The sequence below is a fragment of the Methylobacterium nigriterrae genome (assembly GCF_037106235.1).
Classification (GTDB): Bacteria; Pseudomonadota; Alphaproteobacteria; order Rhizobiales; family Beijerinckiaceae; genus Methylobacterium; species Methylobacterium nigriterrae.
The window spans coordinates 1-26,678 of the sequence record NZ_JBAWTG010000066.1; the positions used below are offsets into that span (position 1 = coordinate 1).

The following is a 26,678-nucleotide window of genomic DNA, read 5'->3' on the forward strand; positions in this document are numbered from 1 at the left end:
TGCGTGTGGCGATCCGACGTCGACCACGATCTCACATCTCGACAGGAGCAGCCGCCTTCAGCCGAACCGCGGCCTGACCCCAATCACCCCATCTGTCCGAGTAAGTGTCTCGACGACGAGGCTGCGGGATGATTCACTCGGCTCATGGCCAAGGTGTTTCGCCCCTGGGACGTTGATCAGGGCTGGCTGCTGCCGCCCTCGCTGCACGAGTTCGTGCCGCCCGGGCATATGGCGCATTTCGTGCGCGACACGGTGCGAGAGGCGCTCGACCTCTCGGCCATTCTCGACACCTACACCGAGGAGCGCGGCTACCCGCCCTACCATCCCGGCATGATGGTGGCGCTCCTGCTCTACGGCTACAGCCGCGGCCTGTACTCCTCGCGCCAGCTCGCCCGCGCCTGCGAGGAGCGGGTCGACGTCATGGCGGTGACCGGCCTGAACCAACCTGATTTCCGCACCATCGCCGACTTCCGCAAGCGCCACCTCGTGGCCCTGTCGGACCTGTTCGTGCAGGTGCTGCGCCTGTGTCGGGCGGCCGGTCTCGTCGAGTTCGCTCACGTGGCGGTGGATGGCACTAAGCTGAAGGCGAACGCCTCGCGCCACAAAGCGATGAGCTACGGGCGGATGAAGACGGCCGCGCCGGCCCTGGCGGCCGAGGTGGACGCTTGGCTGGAGCGCGCGCGCGAGGCTGACGCGGCGGAGGATCAGGCTCACGGTGCCGGCCGTCGGGGCGACGAAACGCCGGACTGGATGGCCGACAAGCAGCGACGGCTGGAAGCAATCCGCGCCGCCAAGGCCGCGCTGGAAGCGGAGGCCGCAGATCCGCCCGATCCGGAGGACGAGAACGGGCCGGGTGCCTCGTCGGGCATGCGTTGGCAGGGTCGGCCACTGCGCGGTGAAGACGGCAATCCGCCCGACCGGGCGCAGCGCAACTTCACCGACCCGGACAGCCGGATCCTGCCCACGCGCGACGGCTTCGTGCAGGGCTACAACGGTCAGATCGCGGTCGACGCCGCGCATCAGGTGATCGTCGCGCACCGCCTCGTGACCAACTCGGCCGACTACCGCGCCCTCGTGCCGCTTGTGGACGGGGTCCGCGCTCATCTCAGGCGCAAGCCGCGGGAGGTCTCGGGCGATGCCGGGTTTGCCAACGAGGCGAACCTCGTCGCGCTCAAGGAGCGGGGCATCACGGGCTACCTCGCTCCGGGCCGGGCGCGACACGGCGAGGCGGATGCGGCCGGCCGCCGGAGGCTGACCAAGATGCTGTTGATGAGCGCGATGGCCGCCCGCCTGAAACGGGCTGGCCGCCGCAGTCGCTATCGCCTCAGGAAGCAGGTCGTCGAGCCGGTGTTCGGGCAGATCAAGCAGGCCCGAGGCTTCCGACAGTTCCTGATGAGAGGGCTTGAGCAGGTCCGGGGCGAGTGGGCGATGATCTGCACCGCCCACAACCTGTTGAAGCTGGCACAGGCCGACCGTTGAGCCCGCTGTCCGCCCTCATCGGCGCCGGTCCCGCCCCCTCTCCCCCGGCTTCAAACCCCGTTACTCGGACGGGCTCCTACGGCCTGTTATGGCTTGAGCCAGTCGAGTGCGGCGGCAATGCAGAGGACACCGGCGAAGCTGGTGGCGGTCTTCTCGTAGCGCGTGGCAACAGCGCGCCACTCCTTCAATCGCGCCCAGAGACGCTCGACCCGGTTGCGGTTGTTGTAGATCCACTCCGGGCAAGCGACAGGAGCCTCATGCCGCTGCGGCGGGATCGCAGGCCGTGCCCCCATGCCCCAGATGTGCTCGCGGAAGCGATGGCTGGTGTAGCCGCGGTCGGCTACCACCCATCTCGGCACGCCCGGCAGCTGATCGATGAGCGGGATGGCCTGAGGCAGCTCATGCGCTTGCCCAGGCGCGATCCGGAAGGCGATGGCGCGACCCGCGCCATCGGCGATCACGCAAGCCTTGGTCCCATAGCCGCCACGAGAGCGGCCAAGCGCCTCACGATGGTCTCGCTCAGCTTGAGATCCCCCCTTCGCGCGGCTCCAGCCGCCTTCTGGTGAGCGCGCACGCTGGTGCCGTCGAGGAACACCATGCCGAGCTGCACGCCGCGCTCCTGAACGAGGCTGAGGAGCCGCTCCCAGACGCCGGTACGTGCCCACCGGATGAAGACCTGAGCGGCACGCCACCAGGGTCCGAGTTCAGCTGGCACGGCGCGCCACTTGGCTCCGTTCTGATGGCGCCAGAGGATGGCCGAGACGGTGCAGCGCAGATCCTGGGGCGGCGTCTTGCCCTTCGGCCGGCAGGCTTCCACCAGCGGCTCCAGCTCGGCCCATTGCGCGTCCGACAGCATCGCTCCTCCTCGTCCAGGAGAGGCGAAACGCTCACCGCATCGGGTGGTTCAAGCGATCACAGGCCGTAGATGTTTCGTCCCGCTGTGTGGTGGTACAATTGATGCCGCATGGAGGGACGCGCTATGGGACAGGTTCTCCACGGCAGCGCCACGACGACTGAGACGCTCCGTCGGGCAATCCAAGCTCGTCAAGAGAGCGTAAGGTCCGCCCCCAAGGGCTACGGCATCAGCCCCACGACGGTGCAGAAGTGGCGCTCACGCCAGACCAGCGCGGATGCGCGGATGGGACCTCACCAAGAAGCTTGTGGTGTCCGGCAACGTCACTCTGCTGCCGCTGCCGGCGCGCTCGCCTGAGTTGAACCCGGTCGAGGCGGTGTGGCAGTTCGTACGCCGGAACTGGCTCGGCTACCAGGTCTTCGCCTCCTACGGCAACATCGTCGATCACTGCCGCCATGCTTGGAACAGGCTCATCGACGAGCCCTGGCACATCATCTCCATCGGCCGACGCGCCTAGGTTCATGAGTGCTGATTAAAGAGGGTTGATATCAGTGGCCGACCATACATCAACATCGGCGTACCGACCCCGCCTCTCTCACGAGGCTCCGCGCGGCTAGGGCGGCCTCGGTTCTGTTGCGGACGCCTAGGACTTTTAGCAGAGCGGCTGTATGGATCTTGGTGGTCGCTTCCGCGATCCTGAGCGTGCGCGCGATCTCCTTGTTCGATTGTCCGCGCGCGAGGAGACACAGGACGTCCTGCTGCCGTGGCGTCAGCTTCGCGAACTCGATATCCATCTCCGGCCCCCGAGCGCCGTCGGTGACCCTGGCGGCCCCGGCCTCGACTGGGCGGGCCAATAGCGAGGTGACATAGATCCGTCCTCGAAGGATGTCCGAGACGGCGCTGACTATCTCGGCGTCTGGCTGAAGCTTAGAGATAAACCCGTTCAGGCCTAGTCCGAGGCAGGCCAGAATATCCTGCCGGGCATCCGACGCCGATATCACGGCGATACGCGTGCGCGGATGCTGCCGCCGAAGCTGCCCGAGCCGTACCAAAGAAGTCAGGCCCGGCATGTTCAGATCGAGCAACATGAGATCGATATCGGGACGCTCCTCGATCAGGGCCCAGGCCTCATCGAAGCTTTCGGCTTCAAGCAGATCGAGTTCGCGCATGCTTTCAGAAAGTGCGACGCGCAATCCCTTGCGATAGAGACCGTGGTCATCGGCGAGGAGGACGCTAGCCATTCGTCTACTCCCTCTACTAGTTGATTGAAATTATACCAAAACAGCGCAGCTCCGGGGCCCGGAACGCTCCTTTTGTATCTTGCCGGAGGGGACCCGTGCCATTCGACCCAGTCCGCTGCAGAAGGGCGAGCGCTGAGTAGGTATCCTATCAACCCTTGGCCTGTCCGCAGCCATCGACGCCGGCAACCCACCCCTGCGGATCGAGTGATCGCCCCGAGTGTGCCTTTGCGGTCACCCCCATCCTCAGCAGCTCAGACGGCGATCTGGCCTCACGCGGCCCATCAGATGCGCGCGACAGGTCTCGGTAATCCGTGAACTGATCCCGAACTCCGATCAGGACTTCGTGCCCTCCTTCAAGGCGGATACCGGGGCGCGCCGGTTGCCCGTGCGCACGTTGACACGCTCCATACCTACTCAGAACTGGTACTTTTGGGTCATTGAAATGCACGTATCTCACTTGAAACCTAACATGCGTTATCGTGCATGTAAACCTGCGGCGCCAGACCTCCGGCACATGGGTTCGCCGCTACTCAAGATTCCCGGTCCCAAGATAGAGGTCGAAAGCAACGGTTTTATGCGTACAAACTAGTCGGATCGGACCAGATCGTCAGGAACGGCGGGGACGATCGACCATCTACTTGCGGCTTCCTCGGGAGGTGCTAGTCTCCACCAATCGAGCGTGTTTCTGCGACGGGTTCAGGTCAGGAAGAACATTGATCCGCGTCTCTGCTACCACCGCTGACATCACTCCCAGCCGTGATGTGGTGCTCGGCGGCTTCTGGTCGCGAAGCGGCCCCGTCCGCTCGACCGGGGTAGACGACAAGCTCGAAGCGAACCTAGCATTGATAGATGACGGCCAGCACTCGGTGCTCTTAGTTTCAATCGATACTCTCTTTACCGGGCCAGACCTAGCTTATGATCTCGAGCATCGTCTGGCCGATCGTGGCAACCGTACCGAGGTCGTCGCCCTGGCGACTCACACGCATTCGGCTCCCATGCTCGACCGGGGCAAGCCGTCGTTGGGCGCAGTGGATTTGGCTTGGTACTCGGAGGTGCTCCAGCGCCTGACCTCGGCCGCGGAGCGCGCTTTCGGCCGCCTCGCTTCCGGACCGATGGTTTCGACCGCGTCCAACGAAATCAATGGGAGTGTCGGGCGCCGCTTGCGGGTCCGCCGCCCTTTCCTGTCCGCGCGCCGCGTTCAACTGTACGGGATAATCAATGGGCCGAACCCGTCCGCCGAGCGCGCGCCGATGTGCCGGGCTGCCGTGCTTCGCAGGGCGGACGACTCGGTTGCATGCGCGATCGTGTCATGGGCCTGCCACCCGTCGCACCGCCCGGCAATAGGCCGTATCTCGGCGGATTATATCGGCTTCGTGCGAGGTGCGGTAAGGTCTGCTCTTGGCAACATCCCTGTCCTCTTCTTGCAAGGGTTCGCCGGTGATATCTGCGCTCACATCAAGCAGCGCCTCACGGCGAGGAAGCTTGCTCGTCGGCTGCTGAGGGGGCCCGTATTCATGGTCCCGACGCTCCGGGAGTGGGAGGACTGGGCCGCCGACGTTGCGTCGGGCATCGCTGGAGTGGTCGCCGCCGCCGCTCGGAACAATGCGGTTCCGGCGACGGCCATTCGCGTCGGAGCTGTGGACGCGCCCCTCTCGTCACTGTTCGACGGCGGCTCCGACGAGGGCACGTGCGAGGCTCGGATCGTTTCCGTCTGCAACAACTTGCGGCTCTTCATGGTGAATGCCGAGGTGTCGGCCGAGTATGCGGCGGCGGTGCAGCAGCACGGGTTCTGGCCAGTCGGATATCTCGGAAATGTCTTCGGCTATTTTCCGACCGACGCACAGATTCGGGAGGGCGGCTATGAGGTCGATAGGTTCCGCCCATTCTTCGGTCTCAGTGGTCGATTCACCGGCAGCAACGACGCCGTGTTCGCGGCCCTGTTGCGAGGCGCTCAAGAAGGAACGTCCAGCCGGTGATGAATGCGGCGGCTCGAGGCCGACGAGGCCGCGGTGATGTGCGCATGCGGACGCTGCCAGATGGCTCGTGCCCTGCACGACGGAGCAGTCCGCAAGGCAGGATTCACAGCGAGCCGACACGATCAAGGTACCGCAACCGCTTGGATGGCCGAGCGCTCGAGGCCCAAGAGGAGTGCCTGCGTTGCAACGGGTCTGCCACATCACGACGGTTCACTCTGTCGACGACGCCCGCATATTCCACAAGGAGTGCTGCTCCTTGCGCGACGCCGGTTACGAAGTGACCCTGGTCGGACCGCATGACGGAAACACCCTCGTCGATGACATCCGCATCCGCGGGCTGACCGTCGGTGCCCACAATCGGCTCGAACGGATGACGCGACGGCCTCTTGCGGCTTTCCGGGCGGCGCGAGCTACCCAGGCGGACCTATACCATTTCCACGATCCCGATTTCCTGCCTTTCGGTCCCCTGCTGGCCCGGGGAGGAGCTCGCGTGGTCTATGACGCGCACGAGGACCTTCCGGCCCAGGTCGCGCACAAGGACTGGATCCCGCGAGTTCTGCGGCCGATGACCGGCCGAGCCATGGCCGCCGTGGAAGCAACATGCATCGCGCGGATTGACGCTGCCGTGACCGTCAACGACCACATCTCAAAGCGGCTGGGGATGCGTCAGCCGAGGACAGTGGTGGTGGCGAACTACCCGCGCCACGAGGAGATCGTGCCTTCCCGTGGATGGAGCGAGCGGGAGCGGGCCGTCTGCTACATCGGCAGCATCACCAGTTCGCGTGGCGCTCAAGACCTAGTCCGGGCCATGGAGCATGTTGAAGCGGAGCTCTATCTCGCGGGGTCCGTCTCTCACCCAGCACTCTTGTCAGAGCTCGAACGTCACCCAGGTTGGAGCCGGGTCCGATACCTGGGACAGATCAACCGCCGGCAGGTCACGGACCTGCTCGGGCGCGTCAGGGCCGGCATCATGCCGTTGCATCCCACGCCTCAGTTCATGCAAGCGTACCCGGTGAAGATGTTCGAGTATATGATCGCCGGCATTCCGATCGTAGCGACGGACATGCCGCATTGGCGCACCTTCATGGACGCGCATGGCTGCGGCGTATGCGTTCCTCCGGGCTCGCCGGAACACCTTGCGGCAGCCATCAATGTGCTTCTCGACGACCCGGATGCGGCTGCCATGGGAGAGCGCGGCCGCGCGGCCGCGCGGCGACTCTACTCGTGGGAAAGCCAGGCCTCCATCTTGATCGGGCTCTATCGAGACCTGCTCGCAAAAAGCGCCGGCGCCTCGCTGACCGGGGAGAAGCCTTTAGTCTAAGCAAGTCCGTTGTAGCAGCGCGACCATGGGTCTCCACGCACTATAACCGGAGGATAATATGACGGCACCATGGAAACAGCGCTTTCCCAAAGAGTTTCGCCTCGTGCCTGAGCACGGCTTGCATGCTCGGGTGATCTCGGACACCTCCGACCTCCTCAGCCTCAGAGCTGAGTGGGACGACCTCTATCGACGCGCCGAGAACCCGCGCCTCTCGCAGAGCTTCGAGTGGGCTTGGTCCGTATGGAGCAATCTGGCACAGCCGAACGGAGGCCGGCTTCGTACGGTCGTCGTCCGCCGCAGCGGTCGCCTGGTCCTCGTCTGGCCTATGGTCGTCACCAGGCACAGGCGGCTCTGGTCCATCGCTACGTCGCTGGCGACGCCGGAAGACTATGCCACGGACATGCTCGCCGAGCCCGCGCCGGACCTTTTCGCCATCGCTTCAAGAGCTTGGCGCGAATTACGTGATGGGTGCAAGGTCGACTTCATCCGCCTCGAACGAGTCAGGGCCGGGTCGCTACTGGAGCGTGCAGTGCTCGGGGACGAGTGGCGGCAGGTCGCGGCTCAGACCTCCCCATGGCTGGCGCATGACGCGTATCCCGACTGGCAGTCCTACTGGAAGTCTCGCGGGAAAAGTCTACGCGAGAGAGTCGATCGTCTGCACAGGCGGTTGTGCGAGCAAGGTCAGGTATCCTTCCGGAAGAGCAGCAGCCCGGACGAGACCAAGGCTATCATACGATGGACTCTCGAACGCAAAAAGGAGTGGCTCATTCGAAAGAAAGCTCGCTCCAGAACCATCGAATCGGATCTCTACGCCAACTTGCTGATGAAGGCATGTGATGGGCTTAAGACGTTTGGGAACATCGCCGGGTTTACGCTCACGTGCAATGGCGAGATCATCGCGGCACAGATCAGCTTGGTCGACCGCTCCCTCGTCGAAAACATCCACATTGCGTTCGACGAGAAATTCAAGAGATTTACGCCCGGGATCGTCCTCGACAAGCACGTCCTGCAGTGGACGATCGACAACCACCTCAGTTACGACTTTCATTTCGGGATCGATGATCGGAAAAGAAGGCTCGCGAGCGCAAGCTGCGGCCTCGTGACATGCCATCTCTATCTGTCGGCGTGGGGCTCGGCTTACGAGTACAGTAGGAGAGCGTGGTACAGCCGCGCTGCTGTCCAGCTCCGGCCGTTGCGAGCTGACGCAGTTCGTCCATAGAACTGGATCGTGCCCCCGCTGCGACGACATCGCGCCGATCCGAAGGACCTGCGCGTGCCGCCAGGAGCGCTGGGCGAACAGCGGCGCGGAGGTGAGGATGATCCCAGCGAAGCGGGCGGGGAGGTGCGGCATGCGGTGTCTGTCGCGAGTGACATCGTCAGCCTAGCCACGACGTCCGCTTCGTCACCTCACTGCGCTCATCCGCCCGCCAAATTGGCCAAAGACGAGCTGAGGTCGTCTCATTCCTCATCGATATAGACGCGATGGTGTTGGGAATGGCCAAGCTTCTGGGAGATGGAACTAGGTTGTGCGGAAGCATAACATTTTAGCGCATCTTCACGCGCCCGGCGCGTGAAGATGCTTGTTTGCCGTGAGATATGTTACAGAGGCGCTCGCGAGATGCAACTCACCTTCGGGCCGGACGGATCGCGATGCCTGTCCGACCGGGAGTTATCCCGGGCGGAGCGCGGCTCGCTTCAAGGACTGGAACAGGCCATGGCCGAGCCCGAGAAGCGTGCGCTGGCGCATCGCTATTACGTACGGAGTCTGGACAGCGCCAAAATCCCTGAACGCGCGCTCGATGCCTTCCTTCATCGATCCTTCGAAATCGAACACCATCGAACGACTGTGCGAGCGTTCGATGGCGCGCCACAGTAGAAGGGGCTGGGCGCCGCTCGAGCGGAGCCCCGGGTCCGCTCCGCCGATGACGTAGAACGAATGGCGAGCGTCCCAGACCAAGAGGGCGAATGCGTGCGCGAGCCCCTGTTCATCCCGTGCGATGAGCAGTTCCCGATGCCCCTCCAGCCACGGGCACCCCAGGATGCGGGCGATCACGGCCGCTAACCGCGGCGGCGGCAGGCCTTGGCGCCGATATGTTGCTGCTAGGAGCCGATCCACTTGGGCTATGTCTTCGGACGAAGCCACCGACAAGCGTTCGGAGGCCTTGCGGACCTTCACGCGCGTGGTCTGATTGGCCTCCCGCCATATGAGGTCGAGCGGACGGTCAAGCGCGAGACGATAGGTGTACCGGAGCTTGAGGTCGTAGCCCCGCCAATACGAGGGCAGCAGGTTCATCTGCTCGGGCGCTGCCGGGATTGTCGCCGCGTCGACGGCCGGGAGCTTGTCAAACAGCTTTCCCAGCAGGTCATGCTCTCGCGCGAGCTCGGTCTGGTACTTGCCTGTCCCCCGGGCGATCCAGGGCCCGAGCCACGGGGTGAGCATCGGCACGGAGAGCACCTTGAAGCCGCCCCACGCCTTGAGGATATAGGGCAGTCGAGCGAGGGTATGGCCGCGCTCCTCGATGGTGACGGCGTCCCAGCTTCCCGGGCAGACCGCGTCGAGCCACATGGCCGTCTCGAAGAGGGTGTGGCTCGTGGGCTCGGCGTCGCGTGGGCAGTAGGGCCTTGGCATGAGGCTCTCACCGAGCTGTTTCTGCGAACCGAGGACTCACGGCCGATCGCCAGCCGTTGCGGAGGCGTGTGGGCGGAGCCTTCCCGGCGGATATCCGGCCATGGCGCCGATCGCGAGGAACAGGACGCGCATTCCCGGCCAGTCGCCGCCGACCATGCCCCACGAAAGGCCGATACTGAAGATGATGAAGATCACGTTCTTTTCGGAAAAGCGTCCAGGAGCCCGTGCGAACTCCCATAGCACCCAGCCCTGAAACAGCAGGAAGGCGAGCGTTCCGAGAAGGCCGGTTTCTGACAGCAACTCGAGGATCACGTTGTGCGGATAGTATCCGGACACATCCGGTAACCCGGCCGAGATCGGGAAGCCGCCCCAGCCCACCCCGGCAAATGGGGCTCTCCAGAAGACCTCGACGGCCAACCCCCTGAAGATCTCGCGAGGGCTCAGCGAGTGCTGCTCGGGCAGCACGAAGGCGTAGGTGACGAAGCGCTTCAGCGTCGCCGGGGCGTCGCGATCGTTCACGATTTCCAGGGCGAAATGACTCATCACCGCGGCGGCGACGGCGCCCACTACGACGATTACGGCGATCAGGCTGATGCGCAACGCGCGGCTCCTCTCCCCCATGAGGGTATAGGTGATCACCGTCAAGAGTACGATGAGGAGGCCAAGGCGCCCGCCCGAGACTAGGATGAAATAGAGGAAGGCGACGAAGCTGAGCCCGGACAGCAGGTCGATCCGCGGCAGCCGTGACGAGAACCGGTCGACCGCCCAGACGGCGCCGAGCGCCATCGCGAAAGCGAAATTTTGATAGGTGATGAGGATCGGGTGGTAAGTGCCGCTCCCCGTCCGATCGCTTTGCGCGAAAAGCTCGGGGTTGTGATTGTTGAGCAGGAAGGCCGCCCCGGCCAAGCCGGCCAGGACTGCGCAGGAGGCCAGATACAGGCGGAGCCGACCGTCGCGGCTCATCAGATAGCCTGCTGTTGCGCACAGGGCAGGAACGAGCATGGTCAACCCCGCCTTCATCAGGCCGTAGTTGCCCGAAGGCGAGTAGGCGTAAGTGGCGGCGTAGGCGGCATCGAGAAATACCAGAGCCAGCGCCACCCGAAGGAACTTCTCAGTCAGGGTCGAGAAGACCGCCGCCGCCAGGGTCGTCGCACTGGTCGCGATGACGACCGGCCAGGGGCTCGAGCCGTCGATCCCGAACAGGAACTGCTGCACATAGTACACGACGCCCTGGTTCACGAATGCGGCAAAGAGAATGGCGATCACGGACGAGGTCACGATTCTACTCCGGGCGCTCGGGGCTCGCCCGCGGAGAAGATGGATGTGGTCTCTCGCAGCAATCATCGACGACATGCGGCCAAGATCCGGGTCACCTTCTGCCAACGAGTGTTCGCGACGACGCTTCTCCCAGCTCAGGTCGCCGGCGGAGCTCCGTCGCGCTCATAGCCCCGGACCGCCCCGGCGTCGGCCTTGTTCAAGATGAAGCCAAGGATCCGTTGGTAGACGAAGTCGGACGCGCCGAGCGCTCGTAGTATGGTCGCACGCGGAGTCCGACCCCACTGGATGACGAGGACGAAGACGTCGAGGAGCGGCGCGATCGCGCGAGCATCGGCTGCGTTCCCGAGGGGCGCCAGATCGACCAGAACGAGATCGTAAGTCTCCGCCGCCTCGTCCAGGAAATTCTTGAGCTTCGGGGAGTTCAGAACGTCGCTGCGGCTTCCCACGGCCGGGGCGCCACAGGTCAGAATGGACAGGGTGGTGCCGGGGACCTGCCGGATGGCGTCCTCGATGTCACGCCCGTCCGTCAGCGCGCCGCCGACCGAAGCGTCGGGAGCAGTCCCCTTCGGTGGGGGCTGATGGCCACGGGCATCGATCAGCAATACGGACTGTCCTATTCGCATAGCGGCTTGTGCGAGGCTCGCAGCCACGGTGGTGGCCCCATCTCCTGGCAAGGTGCCCACGATTCCGATAACGCGCGCTCCGCGCTCCAGGCGAGCGATCTCCAACCCGAGCAGGGCCCGCCGCGACGCGTCCGCCAGCGAGGCTGCCCGCGGGAACTGCCGGCGGCGCTCCGCGCGCACTGTCACCGGCAGCAGGCTGCCGACGCGGAGATTGTTGGCCTCGCACTCGGCCCAGGACACCCGCGGTATGACGCCGAGGCAACCGATGCCGATCATGCGCTCGACCTGCTCACTCGTTCGAAAGGTCCGGTCGCTCCGCTCGCGTGCGATCCCCAGGGCGATGCCCGCGAGCACACCGAAGCACATGGCTCCGCCGAGGATCATGGTCGAGGGCGGTGAACTCCGGCTCAAAGGCCGCTCGGCATGGCTGATGATGCGAGCCTCCGATATCGGGAACGATTGTTGCTGGAAGGCCTCCTTGGACCGCAGTAGGAAAGCTTCGTAGACAGCCTGTGAGGTGCGGGCTTCTCGCTCCAAGTCGCGCAGCGTGATCTGCGCCTGCCCAGCGGCGAGGCTGTTCTCGTTTCGTTTCTGCTGGACGGCCAGTTCGGCGGCCTGGGCTTGGTTCCGGAGCTCCTCCAGCCTGCCCCCGAGCCAAACGCGGACGAGTTCGGCGGATTCGAACCTGGCGCGCAGCTCGTCCGTGACATAAGTGGCTGCGACCGCCTCGGCGATTCGCTCTGCCCTGGCGGGATCGACTGCCGTGAAGCTGATGCGGAGCACATGGGTGAGCCCAAGCCTGCGCACGTCGAGATCGCGCCGGAACTTCTGCAGGATCCGCACCCGCTGCTCGTCCGGGGACGCCGCGGTCAGTGTGCCGAGATCGGTCAGGGGCACGATGTACTCGCCGGCCGCCTTCCAGCGGCTGTCGAGCAGCCAGCGTGCCACCGGCGTTGCGGCAGGGGCGACGAGCGGTTGCCACCAACTTCGCACTGCGCCGATGAAGGCCGGATCCGCGCTCAGATCAAGGTCGGAAATGACCTTGGACAGCACTCTGGCTGACTGTGCGATCTCGACCTGACTGTCGATGATGGAGCTCTCAACGGCCGTCTCGTTCGTGGTTTGCCTGCCCTGGAGCTGACGGGCGATCTGCGGCTCGATGAGGACGAGGGCGCTTCCCGTGTAGCGAGACGTCGCCGTGAGAACATAAACCAACGCCAGAGCGAGCGAGACTACGATTACTGACGCAATGGCGAAGCGCTGTCGCCACAGAAACCCGAGTATGTCCCGGAACGCGACCTCGCCGCCGGAAACGGCGAGGTCGCGTTCCGTCGGCGACCGCACGCTCGTGATGTTCCTGCTATACAGCATGCTTTTCGCGCCACTGGCGCTTCAACGCGAGTAAGCCGGAAGCGGCTCCGGCACCGATCCGCCGGCGGAGCGCGACCCTCGCCGCGAGATTGTTTGCGGCGTTTCGCTTCAAGCTGCGAGCCTCGACAGAGCGGCCCGCATGGCTTCGACGATCCTGTCCTGAGCTTCCAACTCCAGGTACGGGTGCATGGGCAGAGAGAGGACGTCACCGGCGAGTGCTTCGGTGATGGGCAGGCCCGTCCGCGCCACCGGATAAGATCCGTACGCTTCCTGCCGGTGGAGCGGCTTGGGGTAGTAGATCGCGCTCGGAATGCCTCGGTCCTTCAGGAACTGCATCGTCTCGGCGCGGCGATCCGATGGGACCCGAACCGTGTACTGGGCCCAGGCGGAGCGGCATCCGCTGAGGACACTCGGCGTAGAAACCAAATCCGACAGGGAAGCAGTATAGCGTGCCGCCACCCGGTCCCTGGCCTCGATCTCGTCCTGGAAGATAGTGAGCTTCTCGAGGAGAATGGCGGCCTGGATCGTATCCAGGCGGCTGTTCATGCCGGCCCGAACATTGTCGTACTTGTCGGCGCCCTGACCGTGCACGCTCAGAGACCGCATCGTCGCAGCGAGCTCATCGTCGTCGGTGAGAATGACCCCGCCGTCGCCGTAGCAGCCGAGGGGTTTCGCCGGGAAGAAGGAGACGGCCGTGGCCACCCCAATCGTCCCCACTTTCCCGATGATATGAGTGGCGCCGAAGGACTGGGCCGCGTCACAGAGCACCCAGAGTCCATTGGCTTCGGCGATCGGCAGCAGTTTCTCGTAATCCGCAGGCTGCCCGAAGAGATCGACCGGTATGACGCCGACCGGCCTCAAGCCGAGCTCGGCAGCGGTGGCGATTCCCGCCTCGAGGCTGGCCGGATCCATGTTGTAGGTGTCTGGCCGGACGTCGACGAAGACCGGGACTGCCCCGAACCAGGCGACCACCTCGGCGGTGGCGGCGAAGGTGAAGCTCGGACACAGCACGGCCTCTCCGGGCCGCAACTTGAGGGCCATAAGGGCCAGGCCGAGCGCATCGGTCCCGTTGGCGCAGGCAACGGCTTTCTTCGCTCCGCAGAACGCTGCCAGTTGCTCCTCAAGCCGGGCCACCTCAACCCCCATGATGAAGTCGCCCCGCTCGATGATCCGCAGAATCGCATCGTCGATCTTCGCTCCGAGCCGGCGGCGCTGCGCTGCGAGATCGACGAATGGCATTGGCGTCGTGTCGATCCCGAATGAGCGGCTCATAGTGTCGCCTCCGCGAGATTGCCTTGAGGGGTGACCCGGTACCGTTCCCCCGTTTCGGGACAGACCAAGTCTTTTCCGAGCCGGCGCCCGGTCCTAGAGACCCAGCCGATCCGCCGCGCGGGCACGCCGGCCACGAGAGCAAAATCCGGTACGTCCTTGGTCACGACCGCGCCGGCCGAGATCAGCGCGTAACGGCCGATCCTGTGCCCGCACACCACCGTCGCGTTGGCTCCGATCGTGGCTCCGCGCTGGACCAGAGTCTCGCGGAACTCGTCCTTGCGTTCGATCGCCGCCCTGGGGTTCAGCACGTTGGTGAAGACGCAGGAGGGCCCGCAGAACACCTCGTCCTCGAGGGTCACTCCCTTGTAGACCGACACGTTGTTCTGGATCTTGACGCCATCACCGACGCGGACATCGGGGCCGATCATGACGTTCTGGCCGATGACGACGTTCCGGCCGATGCTCGTCCCGCTCAGGATGTGGCTGAAGTGCCAGATCCTGGAACCCTCCCCGATGGTCACGCCGTCGTCGACGAACGCAGTCTCGTGGACCGGGGCCCGGGGCCCGGCCGAGGCTGCCTCTCGGCGCGCGACCGGTCGGAAGCAGGCGGCACTGGCCCGTTCGAGGACGGAAAGGACCCGCATGGCCTCGGCCCCGTCGGTGAGCGGCCGGGAGCCCGTGCGACAGCATTCGAGGAAGTGTCGCATCTCGTTCTTGAGCGGCTCACCGACCGGAACGGGGACGGAAATGGCGCCTGTGTTCCGTGGTGTCGGGACACCTGCCGTCCACTCCACCTCGAAGGGGTAGAGGGTGACCTTTTCGTGGGCCGGCGCGACGTCGTCGAACACGACCGCCCCTTGCTCGCCGATGACGGTGAGGCGCTGCTCCTTCCGAGGATGAATCCAGCACACCTCGACCCGCGCCTGGACGCCGGAAGCAAATCCCATCTCCAAATGGCACACGTCGTCGATGGAGTGGGAGAGCACGGATCCACCCGAGGCCGCGACCGATTCCGGTTCTTCCGCGACGAGGCCGAGCACCATCGAGATGTCGTGCGGAGCGAAGCTCCACAGGACGTTCTCCTCCTGCCGCACCTTACCCAATGAGAGGCGGCGCGACGAGACGCACCGAATTGCACCGACGGCCCCGGCCCGGACCAAGTCCAGCACGGCCCTATAGCCATCGTGGTACTGCAGGAGGTGGCCGACCATGAGCACGCGCGAGGCGGCCTGCGCAGCCTTTACCAGCGTCTCGGCGTGGCGGACGTCCAGCGCGATCGGCTTCTCGACGAAGACGTGCTTGCCCGCGTCGATGGCCCTCATGGCGAGATCGAAATGCAGCGCCGCCGGCGCCGCGATCGCCACCGCCGTGACCTCGGGGTCCGAGAGTGCCTCATCGTAAGCGAGGAGGCGCCCACCGTGAGCGGATCCGAGTTTCCGAGCCGTTTCTCGGTCGGCGTCCACCACGGCCTCGAGGGCGCCGAGTTCAGCGAGCGTTCTGACGAGGTTCTTTCCCCAATAGCCGCACCCGACAACTCCCACGCGTACGGGTGGAAGTGCGAGGCCCGGCGGGGACGAGAGCCACGCTCCCGGGGCGGCTGCCGCAGTGCCTGTGCCCGGTAGCGCCCCAGCGAAGGCGACGTCACGCATCTGCACGCTTCCTGTCATGGTCAGGCCTTGAAGACGCGCGCTTTGCACACGCCGGCCCGCTCGATCGCGTTCCGGGTGTCGACAATGAGCTTAGCGGATCGCGACAGCTCTGCGTAGTCGATCCCGTCGTGATCAGTCACGATTATCACGGCGTCGTATCGCTCGATCTCGGATCGCTCCCAGCCGATCGATCTGCGTCCCGCCAGCTCCGCATGATCCCGGGTGGAGGGGATCTCCGGGATGAACGGATCGTAGTAGTCTGCCCGCCCACCTCGCCCCTCGATCAGGTCGATGATCCGCAGGGACGGGCTCTCGCGCATGTCGTCAACGTTCTTTTTGTAGGCGAGTCCAACCACCAGGACGCTGGCGCCGTTGAGGCCGCGCCTTGCACTCTGGTCGAGGGCCTTGCTGAGCCGCTCGATCACGAACCGGGGCATTGAGTCGTTGATTTCCCCCGCAAGTTCGATGAACCGAGTCGGGACCCCGAATTCACGCGCCTTCCAGGTCAGGTAGAACGGGTCGATGGGGATGCAGTGGCCGCCGAGCCCGGGGCCCGGGTAGAAGGGCATGAAGCCGAAGGGCTTCGTCTTCGCCGCCTCGATGACTTCCCAGATGTCGATCTTCATCGGCTCGAAGACGAGCTTGAGTTCGTTCGCGAGCGCGATGTTGACGGCGCGGAAGATGTTCTCCGTTAGCTTTGCGGCCTCAGCCGTCTCCGGCGAGGAAACGCGGACAACCTTGCTGACAAGGGCGCCGTACACGGCGGCGGCCAGATCGAGAGCCGTCGAGCCGTCCCCGCCGACGACCTTAGGAATTTTCGCGGTCGATTGATCCTGATTTCCCGGATCCTCCCGCTCCGGCGAGTAGGCGAGGAAGAAATCGACGCCGGAATCGAGCCCGCTCGACTCAAGGATGGGCTTCAGGACGTCGTTCGTCGTCCCGGGATACGTTGTCGACTCGAGGATGATCAGCTGCCCCCGCCGCAGGTGGCGGCGGATACGCTGCGCGGTGGAGACAATGAACGAGAGATCCGGTTCGCGGTGCCGGTTGAGGGGCGTCGGCACACAGACGATTACGACGTCGAGTTCGGCCAGGCGCGCGAAGTCCGAGGTTGCCGAGAATCGCCTGCCCTTGCGCAAGTCGGCCAGGGACTCCGACGAGATATGGCTGATGTAGGATCGCCCTGCGTTCAGGGCCTTGACCTTGCGTCGGTCGATGTCGAGCCCGACGACTTCGAACCCTTGCTCGGCTGCCGTTCGCGCGAGCGGCAGGCCCACATAGCCCATTCCGATGACGCCGATGCCGGCCTCACGAGCCGCGATCCGGCTTGCGAGGTTCTCCGCCAGCGACGGTCCGATCGGCGGGAAGGCGACGCTCTGCAGATGCGCGGGCGACGGAAGTTGGTTGAGGGACGGGCGCAACGGTGTTCTCCTCAGACGCTTTGCACGACCCGAGTTCGACCATGGATTTCGTGGAAGCCAGGCCGGTCGGTTGAGAGCTCAGTTCAGTTTCGTTCCGGATAGGAGGATCGAGAGCTCCACCGCCAACGACCGTACGGAATGCGGGTTGGTATCTGCCCTGTGACCGGCTCGATGTTGGCGCTCCTAATACTTTGGTCGAATCTGATTTTCGCGTTGAACAATCCCTTCCACCGGTGCCGGTGTAAACGTCCACTCGAGCCTTAAGCCGTTCGAACTAGTACGTATCACAGGGTTCGTTTCGGGCACCCTTGCGAGCAAAGTTCGAGCGTCGCCGCTGCGGGACATGCTGACACTCTTGGCGAGCGGCGCCTCGGCAGGGCGGCTGGTGGCATCCGTCGCTTCTGGGGCAGCTAAGCTAAACCGGAGTTCAGGCTCGCGACGCTCTCTGCCGGTGAGACGAAAACGGGGTTCTTCCAATGTGGGCGGGGCTCGTCAAGCATCTGGCCGTTTCATTGCTGGGAGCCACGAGCTCCCGCGCAATCTCATTCCTAACGTTGCTCTTCGCCGCCCGCTACTACGACAGGAACGATCTGGGGGGGCTCGCTCTCGCCATCGGTTTCGTCGCCCTGGTGCAGCCCGTGCTCACGCTCCGCTACGAGATCGCCGTCGTCCTTGCCGCCCGGGATCGCTCTGCGCGCAGCATCCTTTGCGGCCTGCTCGCTATCGCCTGCTTCGGATACTCCGGGCTCGTTTTCCTTGTGTTCGCGCTTCCGAGCCTGCTCGCCAACGTCGTCCCGGGCCACGTGGTGGTGGAGGTGCGAGTACCTGTCCTCCTCCATGTCGCCGCCCTAACACTCAATGTGGCGTGCTCAGCCTGGTTACAGCGAAAGAAGCGCTTCGCCGTCATTGCCTGGACGCAGGTGGGGGGAAGCGTAATCACGGCCGTCTGGGTCGTCACTGCCGCGCTCGTCGGATCGCCGTCCCTGGGAGCACTCGTGTGGGGAAACACCGCGGGATTGTTGGTTGCGACCGGCATAGTCCTGGCCGGTTGCGCCGCCTCCGGCCTCTTCCGAGGCGGTCGCCTCGGCAAGGTTCGTCGCGTGATCGCGCTGCTGAGACAGTATCGTGTCTATCCGCTTTACTCATTGCCGCTCACGCTCAGCTCCCAAGTGTCCGACAGGGCGCGGTTGATCTACATCACCAGCGCATTCTCGCTGAGCCTGCTCGGCGGCGTCTTCTCAGTCCGGCAGATCTTTCTGGGCGCGGTCTTCGTGGTCACCGGGTCGATGAGCCAGGTCGTGTTCCCGCATCTCTGCCAGGGTAGCGGGCTCGCCGCCTCCCGGCGGATGCTGTTAGCTCTGACCGCCGGCGTGGCGACCATGGCGGGGATCGCCCTCGGCTTCGTCTCCGGCTACCCGCGAGAGATCACGCTGCTGCTGCTCGGGGAGCGGTGGCTGGATATCGCTCCCCTCGTGCCGTGGATTGCGGCCCGGTGTGCCTTTCTCGCGATCGCGGGCTGGCAGGGGCGGTTGCTGGATGTGGCCGGACGGCAGAGGGCGGACGCCGTGCTGCAGTTGGCCGGCGACGTAGCGCTGGTTTCAGTGTTGGCCGTCCTGTTCGTCGTGAGCGTCAGCCCCACGGCTGCCATCGCCATCATCTCGATCACGGAGATGGCGCACTCGGTTCTCTGGCTCGTCCTCGCCTACCGGGTCACTCGACTCGGCATGCGCTACGCCTGCGCAGCCTTCCTCGTCCTCCTCTTGGCGACGGCCGTGATGTGGACCATCGCGGTACTCAGCGAAGGGATGCTCGGCTCGCGAGTGGGGTTACCCTTCTGCGCGGCCATTGTCGGGGCATCGGCGGCCTTCATCCTGACCCTCACGGCCAAGAGCATCGGCAGGGCAGATGCATCCCTGAGGCTCCCGAAGCACCGCGCCCGTGCTGCGTGATCGCGACGCTGAGGCCGGGCTCCGGATTGACGTCACTTGGCTTGGGTGGCCATCTCTCAGTCGGCTGCAGCGATCTTCGGCCCGACCTCGTCCATGGGAAGACGTGGCCGCACGGAAGCGGGCCGCACCGAATGCTGTGGCGCAACATCATCCGTCGATCGAACTTGATCTGATAGGACTCAAGGTATGCCTTGAGGCAGCAGATGATGCGCGGAGTTTAATACAAACAAAGCGGCTCGGACGCAATAGTCAGTTTTAAACCCACATATTAACGCATATCCAATTGATGTGATTGCCAAAGGCAACCATCACCTCGACCCGCAAATTTTGTCGGCGCTTTACAAATTCTACAGACAATGCGAGAGTACTCGTGTAAGCTTCGAGTTCCATGGACGGCACCGCGAAGTCAGCACTCTTCGAGGCTACAGAGGCGCAAGATGACGGCATTTCGAACGCACCTCTGCGCTACCGTTTCATTCATGTAGGCAGCCGATTCCCTCTGTGCGAAAAGAGAATATTTTATGCTGGTTTCGAATTTTTACTGGCGTATGTATCAGAACTTCGCCATGCCGTCGCGTATTAGCGAATATGGAGAATGCATTAGATGTATTAGGAGACAAGGTTATGAGTTCGTTACGATACCGGAATTGATCAGTACCGCGCGACTTGGCGATGGATTGAGAGAACGCATTTGCATCCTTAGGAACGATGTTGATACAGACCCAGTCACAGCTCTTGCGATGCGCGAAGAGGAGTGCCGGGCGGGGGTGCAATCGACTTATTACTTCCGCCTTTCAACAGCCGATCACGAGATTGTCAAAGCCGTCCGCGAGACCGGTGCAGAAGTTGGGTATCATTACGAGGAGCTTGCGACAATTGCGAAGCGACTGCGCCTAAGAACAAGAGCGCAGGTCCTTCCATACATGAGCATGATACGGTCTGAATTTCGAGCAAATTTTTACCGTTTCTCAGACATATGTGGCTTCACGCCACGCACAATTGCTTCCCACGGCGACTTTGCTAATCGCTTTCTTAAAATGGCAAATACTGAAATTATCGATTTAAACTTGCGAAAAGAGCTAAATATTATTGTGGAAGCCTATGACAAAGAGGTAGAAAACTTAATCGACGCGCGTATTATTGATCGTGAATTGCCGATCATGTGGAGTCCAGAATCCCCTGAGGCAGCGGTCACTCGAGGCGCACGGTTCATCCGCATCTTGGTTCATCCGCGTCAATGGCGAGTCAATCGATTGCTGAATTTGCGCGAAGATCTCGCACGAATTTGCGAAGGTGTAAAATATCATGCTTAAAGCTTATGCAGGTGCAGCCGATTGCAAGATTGCTGCTCATGAGGTGTCCGGCCGGCGCTCTCTGCTTGCATCGGCATGTGTAGTGGATTAAATAACGTTTTTAGCTGTCTTCATTAAAATCTTTTGATGAAATAAATGCTCTGCTGATTCTGTTGGCATAAATAAGCATGGGATGTTTGTAAACGAAATATTTTTCTGCCCATTAGACAGGAGGCTTTTCCGACACAATTGAGTTGCGTATACGCGTATTTTTTGGAATGCCAATTGTGATGCAATATTAGTATCATGCACATCTTCAATATCACGCAGTCTCCAAGATCATAATTGGCTTTCTTCAGCATTTTCTGACCCTTCGCTAGGAGATTTTTATTGTCTTCTTCCGTACAAATGCCGGCGCCGACGTATCGTCGGTCCTTACGGAATTAATTACTCTGTCTCTTGCAGGTCATTTCCTCGGCTTGTATGTCTCACAAAGCATCCCTCCGAAACTTACCCTACATCGCACGCGTCGATGCATAGGCGCCGCGGTATGAGCCGCTGAGAGGCGAGGATATCCCGGTCCTTCACACTGCGCAGAGTTCCGCGCGTGCGAACACGTGCTCACGATACCACTCGTAGGTCCGCGAGATCCCGGCTGCGAGGTCGACCTGAGACCGGTATCGGGTCGCCTCGATCGCTCTGCTCATGTCGGGCGCCCGCCGAGCAGGCGAGCCGGGCTCGGCAGGCAGCGCGACAATGGCGCCCCACGGCCTTTCCAGCGTTGCGGAATAGTCGGACACCTCCAAAAACCTCGCGGTTTGAGGCGGTTTGCGGTGTGATGGCGCTGGCGACGGATGAGGTGCCTCGATGCGCGGTCAGCCCGGGTTCTTCGACGTCGACGCGCGCCTGAAGAATCTCTCGGCTAAGGGCGACGCGCTGGAGCAGTTCGCCACCATCGTCGACTTCGAGCTATTCAGGCCCGACCTCGCTCGCGCAGTGCCGCGCTCGGACGGGTCGAAGGGCGGCCGCCCTCCCTTCGATCTCGTGTTCATGTTCAAGGTGCCGGTCCTGCAGGCGAGCCACTCGCTCTCGGACGAGCGTGACCCAAGTTCCTGATCAAGGACCGGCTCTCGTTCAGGCGCTTCCTCGGGCTCGGGCTGTCCGACTCGGTGCCGGACGCCAACACGATCCGGACCTTCCGCGAGGCGTTGAGCCGGGTGCAGATCGAGGGCAAGCCTGCGATCCAGGTGCTGTTGTGCGCCTACGAGGCAGCGTTGCGCGCGGCCGGGTTCCTGGCGATGGGCGGACAGATCATCGACGCGACCGTGGTCGCCGCGCCCAAGCAGCGCAACACCGAGGCCGAGAAGGCGGATCTGAAGGCCGGGTGCGTGCCGGAGGCGTGGAAGGCCAAACCCGCCAAGCTCGCACAGAAGGACCGGGATGCGCGCTGGACGATCAAGTGGTCAAAGACCAAGCCGGCAGAGGACGGGGCCAAGCCTGTGGACACAGCCGTGCCGGCCTTCGGTTACAAGAACCACGTCGGCATCGACCGCCGCCACGGGCTGATCCGCACCTGGACCGCCACCGACGCGGCCCGCCACGACGGAGCGCACCTGCCAAGCCTGCTGTCGAAGGCCAACACTGCCAGCGACGTCTGGGCCGATACCGCCTACCGCTCGAAACAGAACGAGGCGCATCTGTCGGGCCGCGGCTTTCGATCCCGCATCCACCGCAAGAAGCCGCCGGGCAAGCCGATGCCGAGGAACATCGCCCTCGCCAACGGCGAGAAGTCGAAAGTCCGCGCGGCGGTCGAGCACGTCTTCGGCCATCAGAAGGGACCGATGGGACTCATCGTGCGTACCATCGGCTTGGTTCGGGCCACGGTGAAGATCGGGCTGGCAACCTCGCCTACAACATGAACCGTGCGGTCTGGCTCACCGGGTCCGGGGGGAGGACGGCCTGGGGACTGGAAACGGACTCCACTCGGACTGGGCCGCACCGCTCAAGCTGCCTATATCCGATCATCCGAAAGTCAGACCCGCGATTTCCAGCTCAATCCGCCGCCATCAGCCAGCTAATTCGAGGTGTCCGGTCGCGCCGCCTTGCCCGGCAGGCGGCGATTCGCGAGATGCCTCCGGCATCTCGTCCCTCGGCGAGTAGACAAATATGAATATCAAATTTACGTAGCAATTAGTACCAAATTTTGTTGCGATGATTGCAGTATGTACAAATTAATACAAAATATTTGTACGCTTCCGGCCGGAAAATCGGCTCTGTGCCGCAATCTTGCCTCAATCCACGGCGAAACAGACCTCCTGCCCAGCTCAAGAATAAATCAGTATTGAATGCGATTTTATTATCGCAATAATAAAGACTAGGCGAAAGGAACTCCGATGGCCGGCAGATTTGAGCGATTGTCGAGTGTTTTGACCGCGCGAGAATTGACATCTCGTGCGCCATACGACGCTCGATAGCCGCACCGGCTTGGATCGACTGCAAGACTGCGCCCTCGCGGGCAGGAAACCGTTCGGCAGCGCCGGCGGCCCCTGAACGACCCGTCAAAGCAAATCGAGACCATCCCGACCCGGACGACATCCGTCGTCCGGGGCCGAGGAGCGCTGCAACTCACGGGAGGCCCGCGTGCGCCCCGTGCGACATTTCCTGAAACATATCGAAGATTAGGTGCAATGAGAGCTCATCACGGACACAGGACCTATTCCAATACAACTACGCCTACGACTACCAATACGGCAACGACCGCCGACACCAGTTCGAGCACGGAGACAACGAACACCGCCGCTGCGAGCACCACGGCTCCAGTGACATCGGGGACCAGCACTGCTTCGAGCCTTCATAATCTTTACGTGTCAACGAGCGGGAACGACGCCAATTCGGGCACGGCGGACGCGCCTTTCCGGACGATACAGGCGGCCGCGGACGCGGCGACCCCCGGCACGACGGTGCATGTGGCCCCCGGGACCTATGCCGAAGCGATCCACAGCCGTACGGATGGAACGGCGGCAGCCCCGATTGTCTACGTCTCCGATGTTCCCGGAGGGGCGGTGATCAAGCCGTCTGGGGAGACCTCGGTCCTGTGGTGGGACGACGGCGCCTACGTCACCATCAAGGGCTTCGACATCGACGGCAGCGCCAGCCCCTCAGTCCGCAATGGCATTTACCTCAGCGGCGCGCATTCGAGCGCAGTCAGCAACGAGGTGCACCACATCAATCAAGTCGGTGTGGACGACAGCCAGGGCGGCGGCGGCATCATCCTGGGCGGCGGCTACTACGGCCACACCGACCAGAATGCCATCGGCAACAGCGTCCACGACATCGGCGGCGCCACGTTCTTCCAGGGCATCTATCACCAGGATACGGGCTCCGTGGTGAACAACGTGGTCTACAACGTCGCCGGCATGGGCATCTCGCTGTGGCACGACGTCCACGATGTCACGATCGCCAACAACACCGTCTACGACAATGGTTACGGGATCGGCTTCGGGGCGGGGGACTGGTACGGAACCTCGACGCCTGCCAACAACATCCGGGTGGTCGACAACATCGCCTACGCCAACGAGATCGGCATTGGCGACATGGGCAGCGTGGGGACGCAGAACGTCGTCGACCACAACATGGCTGTCGGCAACGGGACCAACTACAATCTGCAGTCCGGCATGGCACACACCAATGACATCACCGGCGACCCACACTTCATGAACTACTCAGCCGACAACGTCCACCTCGCGGCGGGCTCCCCCGCCATCAACACCGGCATCGCCGCCGGCGTTACCGTGGACATGGATGGCGTCGCCCGCGGCGTCGCCCCGGACCTCGGCGCATACGAGTGGCACATATAGCCTGAGATTCCGATTAAGGCGTGCGAGAGCCGATCTAGCTCTCGCGCGCGAAACTCGGGCGACACCATGATCCACCCCGTTTGAACTAGTGCACAGACGGGGACGAACGCACCACGTGCTCGGTGTCCAACTCGCTGTGAACACGAGCGAAAGCTCACTCAGCACTGTACGTTTTGATGGTGTCAGGGCACTAGTTCATCACCGAGCTTAATACCGCTGGCAATTTCGATTTTGTCGGCTCCCTCGCAGCCGAAGCGCCGAGTTGAAGCGCTTGGATGAAGGGCACCGGGTGGGGTCTTCGCAAGCTCGGTAATCGCTTCGGCAATCCTGAAGCGAATTCGCCAGCGGAATCAAACTCGGCGATGAGCCATTGAAGTGGCTCGGCGCCGGGTTTGATATCGTGACATGCTCGGGTTTCGAGGGCCCGCTTCCTCCCTTTAAAGCGCGTGTTGAACGCGATCGTTCAAGATCTGCAAGGTGGCAGCAGTTCGGGTTTGGGCTGTTCAGCTATGCGCCGCTTCTGTTGAAAAACTCAGCTGTTGCGGCGATAATTTTGCGGTGATTCACTTGCGCTCAACGACGTGAGTCGAAGCAGATGATGGGTCCACGGCAACGAGATTAGGGTGCTCTATCCCACGGGTTCTCGCTCGATACCCACGTCCAGCCGACCAACTGCTTTGGTGGCATTCAAAAAAGCCTGCCCGCCACTGTGAGCACGATCCGCGCGGGCCAGCCGCTTGGAACAGCCATCGAGCTGTGGTGGCAGGACGAAGCCCGCGTCGGCCAGAAGAACACCCCGCCGCGCCGCTTGCACCCGTCATGGCAGCCGCCCGTCGGCACCCAAGGATCAACGCACGGCCTACGCCGACATCTTCGGGGCGATCCATCCCAAGAAAGGCAAGGGCGCCGGCCTCGTCTTGCCCCGCTGCGATAGCGGGGCGATGAGCCTGCACTTGGCCGAGATCAGCCGCAGCGTCGCGCCGCGCGCCCATGCTGTGCTGACCCTCGACGGCGCCGGCTGGCACGGCGCCCACCACCTCGTCGTGCCCGACAACATCACCTTGCTGCCGCTGCCACCCTGTGCGCCCGAGCTCAATCCAGTGGTGGCGGTCTGGCAGTTCCTGCGCCGAACCGGCTCGGCAGCTGGATCTACGCCTCCTACAACGGCATTGTCGATCGCTGCTGCGAGGCCTGGAACCGCCTCATCAACCAGTCCTGGAAGATCATGCCCATCGGTCTGCACGATTGGGCCTATCGGTTGATCAACACCGATTGGTATGGGAGCATAGTCCATAAGATCTAAGTCACAATGCTTATTTATCGGAAATAAGATAGGGATATAAACTGCCGCTCATGTCTGACTTAAACACTCCCCGAGCAAATTCGAGCCGGCAAAAAGCTCTCATATCCGCCCTTGCTTGGCGAGATAAGATCCTCAAAAGCCTCGCCAGCAACGGACTCGGTGGAACAATCCGTGTTGCGCTCCTGAAACTTATTAATGATTGGCGAAAGCACCGATGGCGTCGCGCAGGAGAGATTTTTGATAGGTCTCACAATATAAATACCGAAGAAATAATTCCAGTTTCGGAGTTGGCGGCGGGCTCCTCCGATACAAACCAGAGCCTGTGGTACGAGCCCGCGCCTGTAGATGCTCTACAGGTAGCCTTGCGGCGAATTAGAAACGACTATAGCAGACATGTATTTATCGATCTTGGATCGGGAATGGGTCGCTGCGCTCTGATCGCGTCAGATTTCAATTTCAGGAAAATAATAGGCGTCGAATTTGCAGAAAATTTGCATTCACAAGCGATCAAGAATCGTGAGAGTTACCACTCTAAACAACAAAAATGCGCAGACGTTGATTTTTTGCTTGCGGATGTCAGGAGCTTTAATTTTCCATGTCATGATCTGGTAGTTTGTATTTTTGATGCATTTAAATCGGAACTTCTTAAAGAGGTGCTTAGCAATCTAAGAAACGCATACTATTCTTCAGGAAAAAGCATACATCTAATCTACGTAAATCCAACTGTAAGAAATAGATCAATCGAACTAATGGAAAGTTCTGGATTTTTGCGCAAGAGGAATCCTTTTAACCTGCTAGATAAAGCTAAGCTTTATTTCGCATGCCCTCTCCCCGTCGTCGTCTATGAAGCTGTGGAACAGCGTACTCGCGTGTAATGATGTCTGGCTAATTGTCTTGACTGCATCTCAAGCAGCTCTGGAGGCACTGCGCTGTCAATTTTCATAATGCCCTCAGCAGTACGATTTCCGCTTTGGTGGGAACGAGGAGCACACGCATCATCTGGGGACAGTCCCTTCGGGACGCTGCTCCTTGGTCGTTCCAATATGATGCGGTCTCACGGAACGTTCTACGGCCTGTTAGCTCTTGAGCCAGTCCAGAGCGGCTGCGAGCGAGAGAACGCCCATGAAGCTTGAAGCTGTCTTCTCGTAGCGGGTTGCGATGGCA

General features: G+C 62.4%; 17 protein-coding genes and 5 pseudogenes. 12 read left to right on the forward strand and 10 right to left on the reverse strand.

Features of this window, described 5'->3' with window-relative positions; translation table 11 throughout:
- Positions 1-144: 144 nt before the first annotated feature.
- The gene (locus WDW90_RS24530) at positions 145-1,479 is read left to right on the forward strand and encodes an IS1182 family transposase (protein ID WP_336490101.1); all 1,335 of its coding nucleotides are present in this window, start codon (positions 145-147) and stop codon (positions 1,477-1,479) included.
- A gap of 86 nt (positions 1,480-1,565) precedes the next feature.
- Here WDW90_RS24530 and WDW90_RS24535 read toward each other — a convergent pair.
- Positions 1,566-2,335, reverse strand: a protein-coding gene (locus tag WDW90_RS24535) for an IS5 family transposase (RefSeq protein WP_336490102.1) whose coding sequence is annotated in 2 segments (ribosomal slippage) — positions 1,566-2,020 and positions 2,020-2,335 — 771 coding nt in all. Because the reading frame shifts where the segments join, the coding sequence is not laid out codon by codon here.
- Between the two features lie 123 nt (positions 2,336-2,458).
- Between WDW90_RS24535 and WDW90_RS24540 the strand changes: the two are divergent.
- Positions 2,459-2,632 (forward strand): annotated as a pseudogene (locus tag WDW90_RS24540) (IS481 family transposase); the annotation flags it as partial.
- Positions 2,586-2,849: pseudogene (locus WDW90_RS24545) on the forward strand (IS630 family transposase); the annotation flags it as partial. The pseudogenes WDW90_RS24540 and WDW90_RS24545, both read left to right, overlap by 47 nt.
- 49 nt (positions 2,850-2,898) lie before the next feature.
- Here the strand turns inward: WDW90_RS24545 and WDW90_RS24550 are convergent.
- Entirely contained in the window at positions 2,899-3,573 is a 675-nt protein-coding gene (locus tag WDW90_RS24550; protein WP_336490104.1) for a response regulator, read from the reverse strand.
- A gap of 713 nt (positions 3,574-4,286) precedes the next feature.
- On the opposite strand from WDW90_RS24550, the gene WDW90_RS24555 reads away from it, so the two are divergent.
- The 3 genes from WDW90_RS24555 (at position 4,287) to WDW90_RS24565 (ending at position 8,089) form a co-directional block, all read left to right on the forward strand.
- On the forward strand, positions 4,287-5,549 hold the full coding sequence (locus WDW90_RS24555) for a hypothetical protein (RefSeq protein WP_336490105.1): 1,263 nt from the start codon (positions 4,287-4,289) through the stop codon (positions 5,547-5,549).
- Between the two features lie 256 nt (positions 5,550-5,805).
- Positions 5,806-6,870: a glycosyltransferase family 4 protein gene (locus tag WDW90_RS24560; protein WP_336490106.1), complete on the forward strand. Its 1,065-nt coding sequence runs from the start codon at positions 5,806-5,808 to the stop codon at positions 6,868-6,870.
- Positions 6,871-6,928: 58 nt separating this feature from the next.
- The gene (locus WDW90_RS24565) at positions 6,929-8,089 is read left to right on the forward strand and encodes a GNAT family N-acetyltransferase (protein ID WP_336490107.1); all 1,161 of its coding nucleotides are present in this window, start codon (positions 6,929-6,931) and stop codon (positions 8,087-8,089) included.
- A gap of 450 nt (positions 8,090-8,539) precedes the next feature.
- Here WDW90_RS24565 and WDW90_RS24570 read toward each other — a convergent pair whose 3' ends face one another.
- From WDW90_RS24570 to WDW90_RS24595, 6 genes are all read right to left on the reverse strand, one after another.
- A complete protein-coding gene (locus WDW90_RS24570; protein WP_336490108.1) occupies positions 8,540-9,436 on the reverse strand; it encodes a GNAT family N-acetyltransferase in 897 nt (298 codons plus the stop codon).
- 99 nt (positions 9,437-9,535) lie between these two features.
- Positions 9,536-10,777 (reverse strand): O-antigen ligase family protein, encoded by a 1,242-nt coding sequence (locus WDW90_RS24575; RefSeq protein ID WP_336490109.1) that lies wholly within the window; start codon positions 10,775-10,777, stop codon positions 9,536-9,538.
- Positions 10,778-10,911: 134 nt separating this feature from the next.
- Positions 10,912-12,744 carry a Wzz/FepE/Etk N-terminal domain-containing protein gene (locus WDW90_RS24580; protein WP_336490110.1) on the reverse strand — a complete coding sequence of 611 codons (1,833 nt, stop codon included), beginning with the start codon at positions 12,742-12,744 and terminating at the stop codon, positions 10,912-10,914.
- A gap of 135 nt (positions 12,745-12,879) precedes the next feature.
- A complete protein-coding gene (locus WDW90_RS24585; protein WP_336490111.1) occupies positions 12,880-14,043 on the reverse strand; it encodes a DegT/DnrJ/EryC1/StrS family aminotransferase in 1,164 nt (387 codons plus the stop codon).
- Positions 14,040-15,710, reverse strand: a complete 1,671-nt coding sequence (locus WDW90_RS24590) for a Gfo/Idh/MocA family oxidoreductase (RefSeq protein ID WP_336490112.1) — start codon at positions 15,708-15,710, stop codon at positions 14,040-14,042. The genes WDW90_RS24585 and WDW90_RS24590 overlap by 4 nt, the downstream gene beginning before the upstream one ends.
- A 2-nt stretch (positions 15,711-15,712) precedes the next feature.
- On the reverse strand, positions 15,713-17,050 hold the full coding sequence (locus WDW90_RS24595; RefSeq protein ID WP_336490118.1) for a nucleotide sugar dehydrogenase: 1,338 nt from the start codon (positions 17,048-17,050) through the stop codon (positions 15,713-15,715).
- Positions 17,051-17,667: 617 nt separating this feature from the next.
- On the opposite strand from WDW90_RS24595, the gene WDW90_RS24600 reads away from it, so the two are divergent.
- Together WDW90_RS24600 and WDW90_RS24605 are read left to right on the forward strand one after the other, a co-directional pair.
- Entirely contained in the window at positions 17,668-19,062 is a 1,395-nt protein-coding gene (locus WDW90_RS24600; RefSeq protein ID WP_336490113.1) for an MATE family efflux transporter, read from the forward strand.
- Between the two features lie 521 nt (positions 19,063-19,583).
- Entirely contained in the window at positions 19,584-20,375 is a 792-nt protein-coding gene (locus WDW90_RS24605) for a hypothetical protein (protein ID WP_336490114.1), read from the forward strand.
- Between the two features lie 563 nt (positions 20,376-20,938).
- Here the strand turns inward: WDW90_RS24605 and WDW90_RS24610 are convergent.
- On the reverse strand, positions 20,939-21,061 hold the full coding sequence (locus WDW90_RS24610; RefSeq protein WP_336490115.1) for a hypothetical protein: 123 nt from the start codon (positions 21,059-21,061) through the stop codon (positions 20,939-20,941).
- A gap of 160 nt (positions 21,062-21,221) precedes the next feature.
- On the opposite strand from WDW90_RS24610, the pseudogene WDW90_RS24615 reads away from it, so the two are divergent.
- The 4 genes and pseudogenes from WDW90_RS24615 to WDW90_RS24630 form a co-directional block, all read left to right on the forward strand.
- Positions 21,222-22,314 (forward strand): annotated as a pseudogene (locus WDW90_RS24615) (IS5 family transposase); the annotation flags it as partial.
- A 904-nt stretch (positions 22,315-23,218) separates the two neighbouring features.
- The gene (locus tag WDW90_RS24620) at positions 23,219-24,211 is read left to right on the forward strand and encodes a right-handed parallel beta-helix repeat-containing protein (RefSeq protein WP_336490116.1); all 993 of its coding nucleotides are present in this window, start codon (positions 23,219-23,221) and stop codon (positions 24,209-24,211) included.
- 691 nt (positions 24,212-24,902) lie between these two features.
- A pseudogene (locus WDW90_RS24625) lies at positions 24,903-25,514 on the forward strand (IS630 family transposase); the annotation flags it as partial.
- A gap of 50 nt (positions 25,515-25,564) precedes the next feature.
- Positions 25,565-26,389, forward strand: coding sequence for a class I SAM-dependent methyltransferase (locus WDW90_RS24630; RefSeq protein ID WP_336490117.1), 825 nt, complete (start codon positions 25,565-25,567; stop codon positions 26,387-26,389).
- Positions 26,390-26,590: 201 nt separating this feature from the next.
- Here the strand turns inward: WDW90_RS24630 and WDW90_RS24635 are convergent.
- Positions 26,591-26,678, reverse strand: a pseudogene (locus WDW90_RS24635) (IS5-like element ISMex42 family transposase); the annotation flags it as partial.

Excerpts from the sequence above, each read along its gene's own strand:
- WDW90_RS24570 (WP_336490108.1), bottom strand. The coding sequence starts at position 9,436 with ATGTGGCTCGACGCGGTCTGCCCGGGAAGCTGGGACGCCGTCACCATC.
- WDW90_RS24630 (WP_336490117.1), top strand. The coding sequence starts at position 25,565 with ATGTCTGACTTAAACACTCCCCGAGCAAATTCGAGCCGGCAAAAAGCT.
- WDW90_RS24585 (WP_336490111.1), bottom strand. The coding sequence starts at position 14,043 with ATGAGCCGCTCATTCGGGATCGACACGACGCCAATGCCATTCGTCGAT.
- WDW90_RS24605 (WP_336490114.1), top strand. The coding sequence starts at position 19,584 with ATGCTGGTTTCGAATTTTTACTGGCGTATGTATCAGAACTTCGCCATG.
- WDW90_RS24590 (WP_336490112.1), bottom strand. The coding sequence starts at position 15,710 with ATGACAGGAAGCGTGCAGATGCGTGACGTCGCCTTCGCTGGGGCGCTA.
- WDW90_RS24550 (WP_336490104.1), bottom strand. The coding sequence starts at position 3,573 with ATGGCTAGCGTCCTCCTCGCCGATGACCACGGTCTCTATCGCAAGGGA.
- WDW90_RS24610 (WP_336490115.1), bottom strand. The coding sequence starts at position 21,061 with ATGAGCAGAGCGATCGAGGCGACCCGATACCGGTCTCAGGTCGACCTC.
- WDW90_RS24530 (WP_336490101.1), top strand. The coding sequence starts at position 145 with ATGGCCAAGGTGTTTCGCCCCTGGGACGTTGATCAGGGCTGGCTGCTG.
- WDW90_RS24565 (WP_336490107.1), top strand. The coding sequence starts at position 6,929 with ATGACGGCACCATGGAAACAGCGCTTTCCCAAAGAGTTTCGCCTCGTG.